This window comes from Streptomyces sp. NPDC096012 (genome assembly GCF_040426375.1).
Classification (GTDB): domain Bacteria; phylum Actinomycetota; class Actinomycetes; order Streptomycetales; family Streptomycetaceae; genus Streptomyces.
This window is the reverse complement of sequence record NZ_JBEOTD010000008.1, coordinates 1-13,256: the sequence shown is the minus strand read 5'-3', so window position 1 is coordinate 13,256 and position 13,256 is coordinate 1. Positions and strand designations below refer to the sequence as shown.

Here is a 13,256-nt window from a genome sequence, read left to right as displayed (position 1 = left end):
CACCGTGCCCCGTCCGGTGACCTGAAGCGCCCTCCCCGTCCGGTGACGGGAGGCACCGTCGCCGTCCGGTGACGAGGTCGTCGTCCCCGTCCGGTGACGGGACACCGTGATCATCTGGCTCTCCCGGTAGGTACGCCCCGTGGGTCCGGGGATCCAGTGGGTCCGCTGGTCCCGGGAACCGGTGGGCCCGGAGACCCGGCGGGCCCGGAGACCCGGCGGGCCCGGAAATCCGATGGGCCCGGGGACCCGGTGGGCCCGGAAACCCGGCGGGCCCGGGGAACCGGTGCGTCCGGCGGATCCGGTGCGTCCGGAGACCCGGAGCGTCCGGCGGATCCGGTGACGGGGGTCACCGGGGACCGTGGTCCGAGGGTCGGGGTGGGCATGACACCCTGAACGGGTGAGTCCTGATCAGTCCCCGCCGCCCCGCAACCCCGTCGGCGGCCATGTCCCGGTGGCCGGCGGCCTGCACTCCGTCGGGCTGTCGTACGCCCGTGAGCTGCGGGCGGAGACCGTGCAGGTCTTCGTCGCCAACCCGCGCGGCTGGGCGACGCCCGCCGGGAACCCACGGCAGGACGAGGCGTTCCGGGCGGCGTGCGCCGAGGAGTCGATCCCGGCGTACGTGCACGCCCCCTACCTGATCAACTTCGGCTCGCACACCGAGGCGACCGTCGAGCGGTCCGTGGCCTCCCTGCGGCACTCGCTGCGGCGCGGGCGGGAGATCGGTGCGCTGGGCGTGGTCGTGCACACCGGCAGTGCGACCGGCGGGCGGCCGCGGGAGGTCGCGCTGCGGCAGGTGCGCGAGCGCCTGCTGCCGCTGCTGGAGGAACTGACCGACGACGACCCGTTCCTGCTGCTGGAGTCGACCGCCGGGCAGGGCGCCTCGCTGTGCTCACGCACCTGGGACTTCGGGCCGTACTTCGAGGCGCTGGACGCGCACCCGAAGCTGGGCGTGTGCCTGGACACCTGCCACATCTTCGCCGCGGGGCACGATCTGACCGGTCCGAGCGGTATGCACCAGACCCTCGACCTGCTGGTGGACACGGTCGGCGAGGGCCGGCTGAAGCTGATCCACGCCAACGACTCCAAGGACGTCGTCGGGGCGCACAAGGACCGGCACGAGAACATCGGTGCCGGCCACATCGGCGAGGACCCGTTCCGCGCCCTGATGACGCATCCGGCGACGGCGGGCGTCCCGCTGGTCATCGAGACGCCCGGCGGCAGCCAGGGGCACGCCGCGGACGTGGAGCGGCTGAAGAAACTCCGGGACTCCTGAGTCGACCGGGGTGAGCGCCCGGCCGACGGCACGGCCCGCGGCCGGCGAGTGGACGACCGGGCGGGGCAGGGGGCCGTGATGGTGCACCGGTACCGCCCCGAGCGGACCCGAGGTCACAGCTCGGGGCCGTCCCCGGGCTCCTCCTGGTAGGAGTAGCGCTGTTCCTTCCAGGGGTCGCCCAGGTTGTGGTAGCCGCGCTCCTCCCAGAAGCCGCGGCGGTCGGCGGTCATGTACTCCACGCCACGGACCCACTTCGGGCCCTTCCAGGCGTACAGGTGGGGCACGATCAGGCGGAGCGGGAAGCCGTGCTCGGCGGTGAGGAGCTCGCCGTCCTTGTGGGTGGCGAAGATCGTGCGGTCGGAGGCGAAGTCCGCCAGGCGCAGGTTGGAGCTGAAGCCGTACTCGGCCCAGACCATCACATGGGTGACGTCCGGCGCCGGCGGGGCCAGGTCCAGGATCGTGCGGGCCGGGACGCCGCCCCACTCCGCTCCGATCATGCTGAACTTGGTCACGCAGTGCAGATCGGCCACCACGGTGGTGTAGGGCAGGGCCGTGAGCTCCTCGTGGTCCCAGGTGTGCTTGTCGCCGTCGGCGGTGGCGCCGAAGACCCGGAACTCCCAGCGCTCGGGCCGGAACTTCGGGACGGGTCCGTAGTGCGTGACCGGCCAGCCGCGCTGGAGCCGCTGACCCGGGGGAAGTTCGGTCCCTGCCGCTGCTCCAGACTCTCGCTCCACCGGATGACCCATGTATCCATCCTGACAGACCTCGGGCGATGCCCTTGACCACCCCCCACAGGAACGGACAGATATCAGCAAGACAGAACTTACCCACTAAGTACCCACTTACTGGAAGATCTTCTTCGCCGGTGCAATCATGCGGCGCTATCGGCCTGGTCCGACTACGCGAAGGAGTTCATCGCAATGCAAGGCGACCCCGAGGTCATCGAACTGCTCAACGAGCAGCTGACCGCCGAGCTGACCGCGATCAACCAGTACTTCCTGCACGCCAAACTGCAGGACCACAAGGGATGGACGAAGCTCGCGAAGTACACCCGGGCCGAGTCGTTCGACGAGATGCGGCACGCGGAGATCCTCACCGACCGCATCCTGCTGCTCGACGGCCTGCCGAACTACCAGCGGCTCTTCCACGTCCAGGTGGGCCAGACGGTCACCGAGATGTTCCGGGCCGACCGGCAGGTCGAGGTCGAGGCCATCGACCGGCTGCGCCGGGGGGTCCAGGTGATGCGCGAGAAGAACGACATCACGTCGGCGAACGTCTTCGAGGCGATCCTGGCCGACGAGGAGCACCACATCGACTATCTGGACACCCAGCTGGAACTGGTGGACAAGCTCGGCGAGGCGCTCTATCTGGCGACCGTCATCGAGCAGAGCCAGCCCGACGCCTGAGATCCCGGCACGGCGGCCTCGCCGTGCACCGGGCGGCCGCGGACGGGGACGCTAGGCGGCGTCGTCCAGCCGCGCGAGCGCCGGGGCGTGCTGCTCGATCAGCTCACGGCGCGGACAGGCTCCCCGGCCCAGCAGCGCCTGGATCCGCCGTACACAGCCGCCGCAGTCGGTGCCTGCCTTGCAGGCCGAGGCGATCTGCCGGGGCGTGCAGGCGCCGTCCTCCGCGTGTTGCTTGACCTGCGCCTCGGTCACCCCGAAGCAGCTGCAGACGTACACGCGGATCCACCTCCCGACGGGTCGTGATGCCATCCCCTATTCGGTGAGGCAAACCTAACCTTACCCATCCCGCGCCGGGCGCAAAAGAGAAAGGGCGCGGATCGTCTGTGATCCGCGCCCCACCCGGGCTCACTGGTCCCGGTACATCTCCGCCACGAGGAACGCCAGGTCCAGCGACTGGCTGCGGTTCAGCCGCGGGTCGCAGGCCGTCTCGTAACGCTGGTGCAGGTCGTCGACGAAGATCTCGTCGCCGCCGCCCACGCACTCGGTGACGTCGTCGCCGGTCAGCTCCACGTGGATGCCGCCCGGGTGGGTGCCGAGCGCCTTGTGGACCTCGAAGAAGCCCTTGACCTCGTCGAGCACGTCGTCGAAGCGGCGGGTCTTGTGCCCGGAGGCCGCCTCGAAGGTGTTGCCGTGCATCGGGTCGGTCACCCAGGCGACCGTCGCGTCGGAGGCCGAGACCTTCTCCACCAGCTCGGGGAGCTTGTCGCGGATCTTGCCGGCGCCCATGCGGACGATGAAGGTCAGCCGGCCCGGCTCCCGGTCGGGGTCGAGGCGGTCGATGTACTGCAGCGCCTCCTCGGCCGTGGTGCTCGGGCCGAGCTTGATGCCGATCGGGTTGCGGATCCTCGAGGCGAACTCGATGTGCGCGCCGTCCAGCTGCCGGGTGCGCTCACCGATCCACACCATGTGCCCGGAGACGTCGTACAGCTTGCCGGTGCGGGAGTCCACCCGGGTCAGGGCGGACTCGTAGTCCAGCAGCAGCGCCTCGTGCGAGGCGAAGAACTCGACGGTCTTGAACTCCTCCGGGTCGGTGCCGCAGGCCCGCATGAAGTTCAGCGCGTTGTCGATCTCGCGCGCCAGCTGCTCGTAGCGCTGGCCCGACGGCGAGGTCCGCACGAAGTCCTGGTTCCAGGCGTGCACCTGGCGCAGGTCGGCGTAGCCGCCGGTGGTGAAGGCGCGCACCAGGTTCAGCGTGGACGCCGAGGCGTGGTACATGCGCTTCAGCCGCTCGGGGTCCGGGACGCGGCTGGTCTCGGTGAAGTCGAAGCCGTTGACGGAGTCGCCCCGGTACGTCGGCAGGGTCACGCCGTCGCGGGTCTCGGTCGGCTTGGAGCGCGGCTTGGAGTACTGCCCCGCGATCCGGCCCACCTTCACCACGGGCACGGAGGCCGCGTAGGTCAGGACGGCGCCCATCTGCAGGAGCGTCTTGAGCTTGTTGCGGATGTGGTCGGCGGACACCGCGTCGAAGGCCTCGGCGCAGTCGCCCCCCTGGAGGAGGAACGCCTCTCCCTTGGCGACGGCCGCCATCCGGGCGCGCAGCTGGTCGCACTCGCCCGCGAAGACGAGCGGCGGATACGACTCGAGGTCCGCGATCACTGCGCGCAGAGCCTCGGTGTCGGGGTACTCGGGCTGCTGCGCCGCGGGCAGGTCTCGCCAGGTGTTGCCAGCACTCGTGCTGGTCTTAGCGTTCACGGTCACCTCCCAAACCTTACGTGGTCGTGTCGGATGTTCTTTCTTCCGGCTCGAAGGATGAGACGGGGTGGTCGCCCCGTGGACGGCCCGCGGGTGAGGTAGGGTCTTTCGCATGTTCGCGCTTTCGATCCAGAACTGGTGGTGGACCGCTCTCCCGGCGGCCCGCTGATCGCGCGTACACCAGACTTCGCGAAGGCCGCCCGAGGGGCGGCCTTCGGCGTTCTCCGGGTCGTTCCTCTCCTTCACACGATCGAGTAGGAGCCCGACCCGTGAACCTTCTGCACCTGCTGTCCGACCCCCGCCCCTTCGCCCTGCTGCGCCGCCGCACCCCCGGCCGCGCCGAGCAGCTTGTGGAGGTGCTGATCGGCCCGGTGACCACCCACGACCGGCTCGCCGACCTGCCCGACGAGGGGCTGGCGCTGATCCCGTTCCGGCAGATCCGCGAGCGCGGTTTCGACGTCCGCGACGACGGCACCCCGCTGCTGGCCCTCACCCCCGAGGAGTCGTACGAGATCCCGCTCGCCGAGGCGCTGACCGGGCTCCCGGCGCACGACGTGCGGGTCGAGGGCGGCGGCTTCGACGTCGGGGACGAGGAGTACGGCGAGATCGTCGGGCGGGTGCTGGCGGAGGAGATCGGCCGGGGCGAGGGCGCGAACTTCGTGATCCGGCGGACGTACGAGGGCGAGATCCCCGGGTTCGGCCGCGCCGACGCGCTGGCCCTGTTCCGGCGGCTGCTGACCGGCGAACGCGGCGCGTACTGGACGTTCGTGGTGCACACCGGGGAGCGGACGCTGGTCGGTGCCAGTCCCGAGGTGCATGTGCGGATGTCCGGCGGGACCGTCGTGATGAACCCGATCAGCGGGACCTACCGCTATCCCGCCGAGGGGCCGACACCGGAGCGGCTGCTGGACTTCCTCGCCGACGGCAAGGAGATCGAGGAGCTGTCCATGGTCGTCGACGAGGAACTGAAGATGATGTGCACCGTCGGCGACCGGGGCGGAGTGGTCGTCGGCCCGCGGCTGAAGGAGATGGCCCACCTCGCGCACACCGAGTACGAGCTGCGCGGGAAGTCCTCCCTGGACGCGCGGGAGGTGCTGCGGGAGACCATGTTCGCGGCGACCGTCACCGGATCGCCGGTGCAGAACGCGTGCCGGGTGATCGAGCGCCGTGAAGTCGGCGGCCGGGGCTACTACGCGGGGGCGCTGGCGCTGCTCGGGCGGGACTCCGGGGGCGCCCAGACACTGGACTCGCCCATCCTGATCCGCACCGCGGACATCGACGCGGACGGCCGGCTGCGCGTCCCGGTCGGCGCGACGCTCGTGCGCGGCTCGGACCCGGCGGGCGAGGTCGCGGAGACGCACGCGAAGGCGGCGGGGGTGCTGTCCGCCCTCGGGGTGCGGCCGTCCCGGCCGGCCACGGAGCGGGACCGGCCCCGGCTGGCCGACGATCCCCGGGTCCGGGCCGCGCTGGACGGGCGCCGCTCGGCGCTGGCGCCGTTCTGGCTGCGGATGCAGGAGCAGGCACGGGAGCTGACCGGCCATGCCCTGGTCGTGGACGGAGAGGACACCTTCACGGCGATGCTGGCGCACGTGCTGCGCTCGGGCGGTCAGGAGGTGACCGTCCGGCGGTACGACGAGCCGGGGCTGCGTGAGGCCGCGCTCGCGCACGAGGGGCCGGTCGTGCTCGGACCGGGTCCCGGAGATCCCCGCGATCCCGCCGACCCGAAGATGCGGTTCCTGCGCGCCTTGGCGGCCACGCTGATCCGCGAGCACCGCTTCGGCGTGCTCGGGGTGTGCCTCGGCCACGAGCTGATCGCGGCGGAGCTGGGCCTCGACCTGGTGCGCAAGCAGGTGCCGTACCAGGGGGCGCAGACGCGGATCGACCTGTTCGGGCGGCCGGAGACGGTCGGTTTCTACAACAGCTTCACGGCTCGCTGCGACGACGGGGCGGCCCGGGAGCTGGCGGCGCACGGGATCGAGGTGAGCCGGGCGGGCAACGGCGAGGTGCACGCCCTGCGGGGGCCCGGGTTCGCCGGGGTGCAGTTCCACCCGGAGTCCGTGCTGACCCTGGACGGCGCGGCGATCGTGCGCGAGCTGATCGGCGGGCTGCGCGCGGCGAGCACACGCGGGTGAGGGACGGGCCCGGGTACCGCGGTCCCGGGCCCCGCCACGGCGCGGCCGGGTCGTCAGCCGAAGAACACCCCCACCTCCTCGTACAGCTTCGGGTCCACGGTCTTCAGCCTGGCCGTGGCCTCGGCGATCGGCACGCGCACGATGTCGGTGCCGCGCAGGGCGACCATCTTGCCGAAGTCGCCGTCGCGCACGCAGTCGATGGCGTGCAGTCCGAAGCGGGTGGCGAGCCAGCGGTCGAAGGCGCTGGGGGTGCCGCCGCGCTGGATGTGCCCGAGGACCGTGGTGCGGGCCTCCTTGCCGGTGCGCCGCTCGATCTCCTTGGCCAGCCACTCGCCGACCCCGGAGAGGCGCACGTGCCCGAAGGAGTCCAGCGACTCGTCCTTCAGGACCACCTCGCCGTCCTTCGGCATGGCGCCCTCGGCGATGACGACGATCGGGGCGTACGACGCCTTGAAGCGGGAGGTGATCCAGGCGCACACCTGGTCCAGGTCGAAGCGCTGTTCCGGGATGAGGATGACGTTGGCACCGCCGGCCAGGCCCGAGTGCAGCGCGATCCAGCCGGCGTGGCGGCCCATCACCTCGCAGACCAGCACCCGCATGTGGGACTCGGCGGTGGTGTGCAGGCGGTCGATCGCCTCGGTGGCGATGTTGACCGCGGTGTCGAAGCCGAAGGTGTAGTCGGTGGCGGACAGATCGTTGTCGATGGTCTTCGGGACGCCGACGCAGGGCACCCCGTACTCGTCGGCCAGCCGCGCGGCCACGCCGAGGGTGTCCTCGCCGCCGATCGCGACGAGGGCCTCGACCTCCTGCTTGGCCAGGTTCTCCTTGATACGGCGGATGCCGTTGTCCATCTTGAGCGGGTTGGTCCGCGAGGAGCCGAGGATGGTGCCGCCGCGGGGCAGGATGCCCCGCACCGCGGAGATGTCGAGGCGGACCGTGTCGTTCTCGAGCGGACCCCGCCAGCCGTCCCGGAAGCCGACGAAGTCATAGCCGTACTCCTGCACGCCCTTGCGCACGATGCCCCGGATGACGGCGTTGAGCCCGGGGCAGTCGCCGCCTCCGGTCAGTACTCCGACCCGCATGAAAGTGTCCCTTCGCCGCGCTTGCCTGACGCTCAGTCACGCTAGTGGTGATTCGCGTCACATCGGGAGAGGCGGGAAGGGTGATTCCGCCGCGTGCCGCGGCGGCCGCTCTACTCGTCGTCCAGGCCACGCTCGATCGCGTACCGCACCAGCTCCACCCGGTTGTGCAACTGGAGCTTGCCGAGGGTGTTCTGGACGTGGTTCTGCACCGTGCGGTGGGAGATGACGAGCCGTTCGGCGATCTGCTTGTAGCTCAGGCCCTTGGCGACCAGCCGCAGCACCTCCGTCTCCCGGTCGGTCAGCCGGGGCGCGCCCGGCTCGCCGGTGTCGGCGGCGGGCGCGGGCTCGGAGGCCAGTCGGCGGTACTCGCCGAGCACCAGCCCGGCGAGGCCCGGCGTGAACACCGGGTCGCCGGCCGCGGTACGGCGCACCGCGTCCAGCAGTTCCCCGGTGGAGGCCGACTTCAGCAGATAGCCGGTGGCGCCGGACTTGACCGCCTCCAGGACGTCGGCGTGCTCGCCGCTCGCCGAGAGGACCAGGACGCGCAACGCCGGGTTGTGGGCGACCAGTTCCCTGCATACCTGGACGCCGGGCTTGGCGGGCAGATTGAGGTCCAGCACCAGGACGTCGGGGCGGGCGGCCCTGGCGCGGCGGACCGCCTGGTCGCCGTCGCCCGCGGTGGCGACCACCTCGAAGCCCCGCTCACCGAGGTCCCGGGCTACCGCGTCACGCCACATGGGGTGGTCGTCCACCACCATGACCCTGATCGGGTCCTGCCGCTGTGTCATCGCTGCTCCGCCCTCTTGCCCCGCGCCCGTCCGGCGCCCTTCGGTACCTTCAGTTCGACTTCCGTGCCCTGCCCGGGGACGGAGACCAGCTCGGCGCTGCCGCCGAGGTCCCGCAGCCGTCCGCGGATCGACTGGGCCACCCCGAGCCGGCCCTCCCCCTCGGCCTGGGCGAGCCGGCCCGCGGGGATGCCGGGACCGTCGTCCCGTACGGTCACGACGACCTCGTCCGGCTCGTCCTCGACCAGGATCCAGGCCCGGGCCTCCTCGCCGGCGTGCCTGCGCACGTTGTCCAGCGCGGCCGAGACCGCGGCGGCCACCTCCCGTGCCGCGGCGGTCGGCAGCACCACCGGGGCACCGGGCTCGGCGAGGCCGACCCGGCCGCTCGCGAAGGGGGCGAGCAGGGAGCGCAGATCGACCGACCCGGCCGACCCGGCCGGTCCGTCCGGTCCGTCGACGTAGGGCTCCTCGACGGCCCGTACGACCGCTCCGGCGGCCGCGTCCTCCGACACCCGGGACACCGGCACCAGACCGCCCGACACCAGCGTGCGCAGGGCCACCTCCTGCTCCCCGGCCATCCGGCCCAGCTCGGCCGCCTCGCCGCCGAGCGCCGTGCCCCGGCGCTTCACCATCGCCAGCACCTGGAGCACGCTGTCGTGGATGTCCCGGGCCAGCCGCTCCCGCTCCCGCGTCGCGGCCTCGATCTCCAGCGCGCGGGCCAGGGTGCGCTCGGAGGCGCGGGCCACCTCCACGACGTAGCCGATGGCGATGGCGGCGACCCAGACGAGGATCACGGCGTGCACGGTGTCCCGGGCGGGGTGGCCGCGCTCGACGAGGTTGCCGGCGGCCACGGCCGTCGAGGCGACCGCCGCCCAGCGCCAGCCGCCTTTGAGGGCGAAGGCCAGCACGGAACCGGCGGTCCATATCGACGGCAGGGTGGGGCCGCCGCCGGCGATCCGCTCGTGGTTGTCGGCGAGCGGGGTCAGCAGGATGCCGGTGAGCGCGACGGTCAGGTCGGCGGCGAGGAAGCGCCTGGTGCAGGCGGCCTCGCCCGCCACCTTGGGCAGGGTCGCGAGCGTCCACCCGAGCAGGACGGCGTAGTAGGCGAGGGCCACCCAGGGGCGGGCGAAGTGGGAGTACGCCGTGGCGCACAGGCCGATGGCGTACAGCATCGTCAGCACGCGGTAGCCGGCGAGCGCGCGCCACAGCGGCAGCTCGACCGACATCCGCATCACACGCTCGCGCCTGGGCATGTCCCCCCGCTCCCCCGCCCGCCTGATACCCCGCCGCCTCGCCGGCTACCCCGCCGCCTTCTTCTCCGCTTCCCTGGCCGCCTTCGCCGCCTCCGCGATCTGCCGCTTGGCCGCGGTCGCGTAGATGTCGACGTACTCCTGGCCGGAGAGCCGCATGATCTCGTACATGACCTCGTCGGTCAGGGCGCGCAGCACGAACCGGTCGTGCTCCATGCCCTGGTAGCGGCTGAAGTCCAGGGGCTTGCCGATGCGGATGCCGGGCCGCATCAGCTTGGGCACCACCTTGCCGGGAGGCTGGATCTTCTCCGTGTCGATCATGGCGACCGGGATGACGGGCGCGCCGGTGGCGAGGGCCACGCGCGCGAGGCCGCCGGGCTTGCCCCGGTAGAGCCGGCCGTCGGGCGAGCGGGTCCCCTCGGGATAGATGCCGAACAGCTCACCGCGCCGCAGCACCTCTATACCGCTGTTGATCGCGGCCTCGCCGGCGCCGCGCGCCCCGGAGCGGTCCACCGGGAGCTGGCCGACGCCCTTGAAGAAGGCGGCGGTCAGCCGGCCCTTCACACCGGGGGTGGTGAAGTACTCGGCCTTCGCGATGAAGGTGACCTTGCGGTGCAGCATCGTCGGCAGGAAGAACGAGTCCGAGAAGGACAGGTGGTTGCTCGCCAGGATGGCGGGGCCCGTGGCCGGAATGTTCTCCAGCCCCTCCACCCAGGGCCTGAAGGCGACCTTCAGCGGCCCGCCGATGGCGACCTTCATCGTGCCGTACAACACCCGTGTGCCTCCTGTTTGCGTCGAACAGACCATAACCCGGAGGACCGTCAAAGGGCCCGACGACCCTGGTCGGTGTCAGTGCGGTCGCGTACGGTGAACCACATCCGCGTGTTTCTTCCCGCCTTGACCGGCCACCGGGCGAGGCCTCCCACGAACAGGAGAGTCCAAGGTGCCGGTTCTCCCCGGAGCCGAGCCGTACCGCCACGAAGGCGGGGAGGTGGGCGTCCTCCTCTGTCACGGCTTCACGGGCTCACCCCAGTCGATGCGCCCCTGGGCGGAGCACCACGCGGCCCACGGCCTGACCGTGTCGTTGCCGCTGCTGCCCGGCCATGGCACCCGCTGGGAGGACATGCAGGTCACTGGCTGGCAGGACTGGTACGCGGAGGTGGACCGCGAGCTGCGGCTGCTCTCCGAGCGCTGTTCCCGGGTGTTCGTCGCGGGCCTGTCCATGGGCGGCGCGCTGGCGCTGCGCCTGGCCGCGCTGCACGGCGACCGGATCACCGGCGTGGTGACCGTCAACCCGGCGAACAGGGTGCACGGCCTGTCGGCGTACGCCCTGCCCGTCGCCCGGCACCTCGTACGGACGACGAAGGGCATCGCCAGCGACATCGCGAAGGAGGGCGCCGCGGAGCTGGGCTACGACCGGGTGCCGCTGCACGCGGCCCACTCGCTGCGGATGTTCCTGCGCCGGCTGGATGGCGAGTTGCCCCAGGTCACCCAGCCGCTGCTGCTGCTGCGCAGCGCCCAGGACCACGTCGTCCCGGCCGCGGACTCGGCCCGGGTGCTCGGCCGGGTGTCGTCCACGGACGTGACGGAGCTCGTGCTGGAACACAGCTACCACGTGGCGACGTTGGACGAGGATGCGGACCGGGTGTTCGACGAGAGCCTCGCCTTCATCGGCCGGCTCGCACCCGGCGTCGGCAAGGAAGGGACGGCCGCAGTTGGCTGAGCACGGCTCCGACCGCGACAACCGTGAGGAGCGCGAGCCGGACGAGCAGGGGGTGCCCTTCGACGAGGACGCCGCCTGGCGGGCCATCGTCGCCGGGTACGGCGAGGAACCGGCGGATCCGCCGGGCGCCAAGCCGCACAAGCCGGTGGAGGATCTCGCGCTGCCGGAGAAGGACACCACGAACGGCGACGACGAGTCCGCCGACCCGCGGCCCGTGCGGCCGCTCGGCAGCTCCGTCTCGTTCGCGCCCGGCGTCGGCCCGCGCGACTACAACACGTCCGAGCCGTCCGACGACGACTTCGACGAGGACGACGAGGGCCACTTCGTGCCGCCCGAGCCGCCGCCGCTGCCGGCCACCGACGCGACGGCCAGGTTCGCCTGGCTCGGTGTCGTCGGCGGGCCGGTGCTGCTCCTGCTGGCGGTCCTGCTCGGCTGGGACATGACCTGGTGGCTGACGACGCTCGGCATCGGCGGCTTCCTCGGCGGCTTCGCGACGCTGGTGGTGCGGATGCGGACGGACGACGACGAGGACGGCGACCCCGGCCGGGGCGCCGTGGTCTGACCGCACGGCACGGCCGAGACGACCTCCCGGGTCTCGCCCGTGCCACCGCGGCCGCTCTCAGGTCGCCGGGGCCTCGCCCGTGCCACGGCGGCCGCTCTCAGCTCGCCGGGACCCTGAGCGCGGCCAGCACCGGGAGGTGGTCGGTGGCCGCCGTCAGGTCGGCCCGGGTGACGCCGGGCTGGTCCACCGGCACGCCGCAGCCCAGCACTTCGACGCCCTTGGTGGCGAAGATCGCGTCGATGCGCTGGTGGGGGTCGGCCGGGGTGGAGGTGAACTCCTCGCCCCAGGGGGCGGCCGTACGGCAGTCCTGCAGGTCTGCGGAGAGGCGGCGGAAGGTGCGGCCGCCGGGTCGCTCGTTCAGGTCGCCGCCCGCGACCGCGTGCTCCACGCCCAGGCCGGCGAGGCGGTCCAGGAGCAGGCCGCCCTGCTCGTGGCGCTCGTCCTCGCGCAGGCTGAGGTGGCAGCTGAGCACGCCCAGGCGGGCGCCGCCGAACCGGATCACCGCCGTGGCGAAGCCCCGCCGGTGGAGTCCGGGGGTGAGCGGGAGGAGCACGTCCTCGGTCCGCTCGACGGTGGCCCGGAGACCGCACAGGATCGCCGGTCCCGCCGCGGTGGCTCCGCCGGTGAGGACGACCTGGCCCGAGGCCGCCGCGAGCCGCGCCAGCTTCTTGCGCCAGCGGAAGAACCGGGGGGCTTCCTGGAGGAGGACCAGATCGGGGGCGCAGGCGGAGATCACCCTGGCCAGCGCGTCCGTGTCGTCGCGCATGGAGCGGATGTTGTAGCTCAGGACCCTGACGACCGCGGAACCGTCCGCCTCGGTGCGGGAGTTGGGGAGCAGCGGGGTTACCATGCCGTCAATCTACGCCGCTCGCAGGCCCGTGAGCGCCTCATGACCCGGGGGCGCGGGGTCCGCCGCGAGGATCGAGGCGCCCCCTAGCTCGGGGACACGGGGTCCGCGCGCGAGGGCCGGCACGTCATGACCCGGGGCCGCGGCGTCCGCCGCGAGGGTCGAGGTGCCCCCCTGGCTCGGCGACGCGGGGTCCTCCCGCGGGGGCCGGCACGTCATGCCCCCCGGGCGCGGAGTCCGCCGCGAGGGTCGAGGTACCCCAGCAGCTCGGGGACGCGGGGTCCGCGCGCGAAGGCCGGCACGTCATGATTCGGGGCCGCGGCGTCCGCCGCGAGGCTCGAGGCGCCCCCTAGACGAATAAGTCCGATGTCAGAGGCTCAGGAGCGGTTGCTCAGGCTGGCGGCCACGGCGGTCAGTCGGTCCATTGCGTGAGCCACACCGAGC

Annotated in this window: 14 protein-coding genes; 6 read left to right on the top strand and 8 right to left on the bottom strand. The window is 72.3% G+C overall.

The features are described 5' to 3' along the window. Positions 1-397 precede the first annotated feature (397 nt). Positions 398-1,273, top strand: a complete 876-nt coding sequence (locus ABVB68_RS10815; RefSeq protein ID WP_353600696.1) for a deoxyribonuclease IV — start codon at positions 398-400, stop codon at positions 1,271-1,273. A gap of 113 nt (positions 1,274-1,386) precedes the next feature. On the opposite strand, the gene ABVB68_RS10810 is transcribed toward ABVB68_RS10815, so the two are convergent. Then, positions 1,387-2,019 (bottom strand): sulfite oxidase-like oxidoreductase, encoded by a 633-nt coding sequence (locus ABVB68_RS10810; protein ID WP_353600695.1) that lies wholly within the window; start codon positions 2,017-2,019, stop codon positions 1,387-1,389. 174 nt (positions 2,020-2,193) lie between these two features. Between ABVB68_RS10810 and bfr the strand changes: the two genes are divergently transcribed. Beyond that, complete coding sequence (gene bfr / locus ABVB68_RS10805; protein WP_353600694.1) at positions 2,194-2,679, top strand: bacterioferritin; 486 nt, start codon at positions 2,194-2,196, stop codon at positions 2,677-2,679. A gap of 51 nt (positions 2,680-2,730) precedes the next feature. On the opposite strand, the gene ABVB68_RS10800 is transcribed toward bfr, so the two are convergent. Both ABVB68_RS10800 and ABVB68_RS10795 read right to left on the bottom strand, forming a co-directional pair. Next, the gene (locus tag ABVB68_RS10800) at positions 2,731-2,955 is read right to left on the bottom strand and encodes a (2Fe-2S)-binding protein (RefSeq protein WP_353600693.1); all 225 of its coding nucleotides are present in this window, start codon (positions 2,953-2,955) and stop codon (positions 2,731-2,733) included. Between the two features lie 129 nt (positions 2,956-3,084). Next, complete coding sequence (locus tag ABVB68_RS10795; protein WP_353600692.1) at positions 3,085-4,437, bottom strand: class II 3-deoxy-7-phosphoheptulonate synthase; 1,353 nt, start codon at positions 4,435-4,437, stop codon at positions 3,085-3,087. Positions 4,438-4,543: 106 nt separating this feature from the next. On the opposite strand from ABVB68_RS10795, the gene ABVB68_RS10790 reads away from it, so the two are divergent. Both ABVB68_RS10790 and ABVB68_RS10785 read left to right on the top strand, forming a co-directional pair. Then, complete coding sequence (locus ABVB68_RS10790) at positions 4,544-4,600, top strand: trp operon leader peptide (protein WP_353600867.1); 57 nt, start codon at positions 4,544-4,546, stop codon at positions 4,598-4,600. Positions 4,601-4,700: 100 nt separating this feature from the next. Next, positions 4,701-6,563 (top strand): anthranilate synthase family protein, encoded by a 1,863-nt coding sequence (locus tag ABVB68_RS10785; protein ID WP_353600691.1) that lies wholly within the window; start codon positions 4,701-4,703, stop codon positions 6,561-6,563. Positions 6,564-6,616: 53 nt separating this feature from the next. Here the strand turns inward: ABVB68_RS10785 and ABVB68_RS10780 are convergent, their stop codons facing one another. The 4 genes from ABVB68_RS10780 to ABVB68_RS10765 all read right to left on the bottom strand — a co-directional run bounded on the left by ABVB68_RS10780 (position 6,617) and on the right by ABVB68_RS10765 (position 10,454). Continuing rightward, entirely contained in the window at positions 6,617-7,645 is a 1,029-nt protein-coding gene (locus ABVB68_RS10780; protein ID WP_353600690.1) for a 6-phosphofructokinase, read from the bottom strand. A gap of 110 nt (positions 7,646-7,755) precedes the next feature. Continuing rightward, positions 7,756-8,433: a response regulator gene (locus ABVB68_RS10775; protein ID WP_353600689.1), complete on the bottom strand. Its 678-nt coding sequence runs from the start codon at positions 8,431-8,433 to the stop codon at positions 7,756-7,758. Further along, a complete protein-coding gene (macS, locus tag ABVB68_RS10770; RefSeq protein WP_353600688.1) occupies positions 8,430-9,683 on the bottom strand; it encodes a MacS family sensor histidine kinase in 1,254 nt (417 codons plus the stop codon). Before macS ends, ABVB68_RS10775 begins: the two co-directional genes overlap by 4 nt. Positions 9,684-9,728: 45 nt before the next feature. Beyond that, positions 9,729-10,454 carry a lysophospholipid acyltransferase family protein gene (locus tag ABVB68_RS10765; protein WP_353600687.1) on the bottom strand — a complete coding sequence of 242 codons (726 nt, stop codon included), beginning with the start codon at positions 10,452-10,454 and terminating at the stop codon, positions 9,729-9,731. Between the two features lie 169 nt (positions 10,455-10,623). On the opposite strand from ABVB68_RS10765, the gene ABVB68_RS10760 reads away from it, so the two are divergent. Continuing rightward, positions 10,624-11,403 (top strand): alpha/beta hydrolase, encoded by a 780-nt coding sequence (locus ABVB68_RS10760; protein WP_353600686.1) that lies wholly within the window; start codon positions 10,624-10,626, stop codon positions 11,401-11,403. After that, complete coding sequence (locus ABVB68_RS10755; protein WP_353600685.1) at positions 11,396-11,965, top strand: hypothetical protein; 570 nt, start codon at positions 11,396-11,398, stop codon at positions 11,963-11,965. Before ABVB68_RS10760 ends, ABVB68_RS10755 begins: the two co-directional genes overlap by 8 nt. Positions 11,966-12,062: 97 nt before the next feature. Here the strand turns inward: ABVB68_RS10755 and ABVB68_RS10750 are convergent, their stop codons facing one another. Next, positions 12,063-12,815, bottom strand: coding sequence for an endonuclease/exonuclease/phosphatase family protein (locus tag ABVB68_RS10750; RefSeq protein ID WP_353600684.1), 753 nt, complete (start codon positions 12,813-12,815; stop codon positions 12,063-12,065). Positions 12,816-13,256 lie beyond the last annotated feature (441 nt).

Excerpts from the sequence above, each read along its gene's own strand:
- ABVB68_RS10810 (WP_353600695.1), bottom strand. The coding sequence starts at position 2,019 with ATGGGTCATCCGGTGGAGCGAGAGTCTGGAGCAGCGGCAGGGACCGAA.
- bfr (WP_353600694.1), top strand. The coding sequence starts at position 2,194 with ATGCAAGGCGACCCCGAGGTCATCGAACTGCTCAACGAGCAGCTGACC.
- ABVB68_RS10780 (WP_353600690.1), bottom strand. The coding sequence starts at position 7,645 with ATGCGGGTCGGAGTACTGACCGGAGGCGGCGACTGCCCCGGGCTCAAC.
- ABVB68_RS10775 (WP_353600689.1), bottom strand. The coding sequence starts at position 8,433 with ATGACACAGCGGCAGGACCCGATCAGGGTCATGGTGGTGGACGACCAC.
- macS (WP_353600688.1), bottom strand. The coding sequence starts at position 9,683 with ATGCCCAGGCGCGAGCGTGTGATGCGGATGTCGGTCGAGCTGCCGCTG.
- ABVB68_RS10750 (WP_353600684.1), bottom strand. The coding sequence starts at position 12,815 with ATGGTAACCCCGCTGCTCCCCAACTCCCGCACCGAGGCGGACGGTTCC.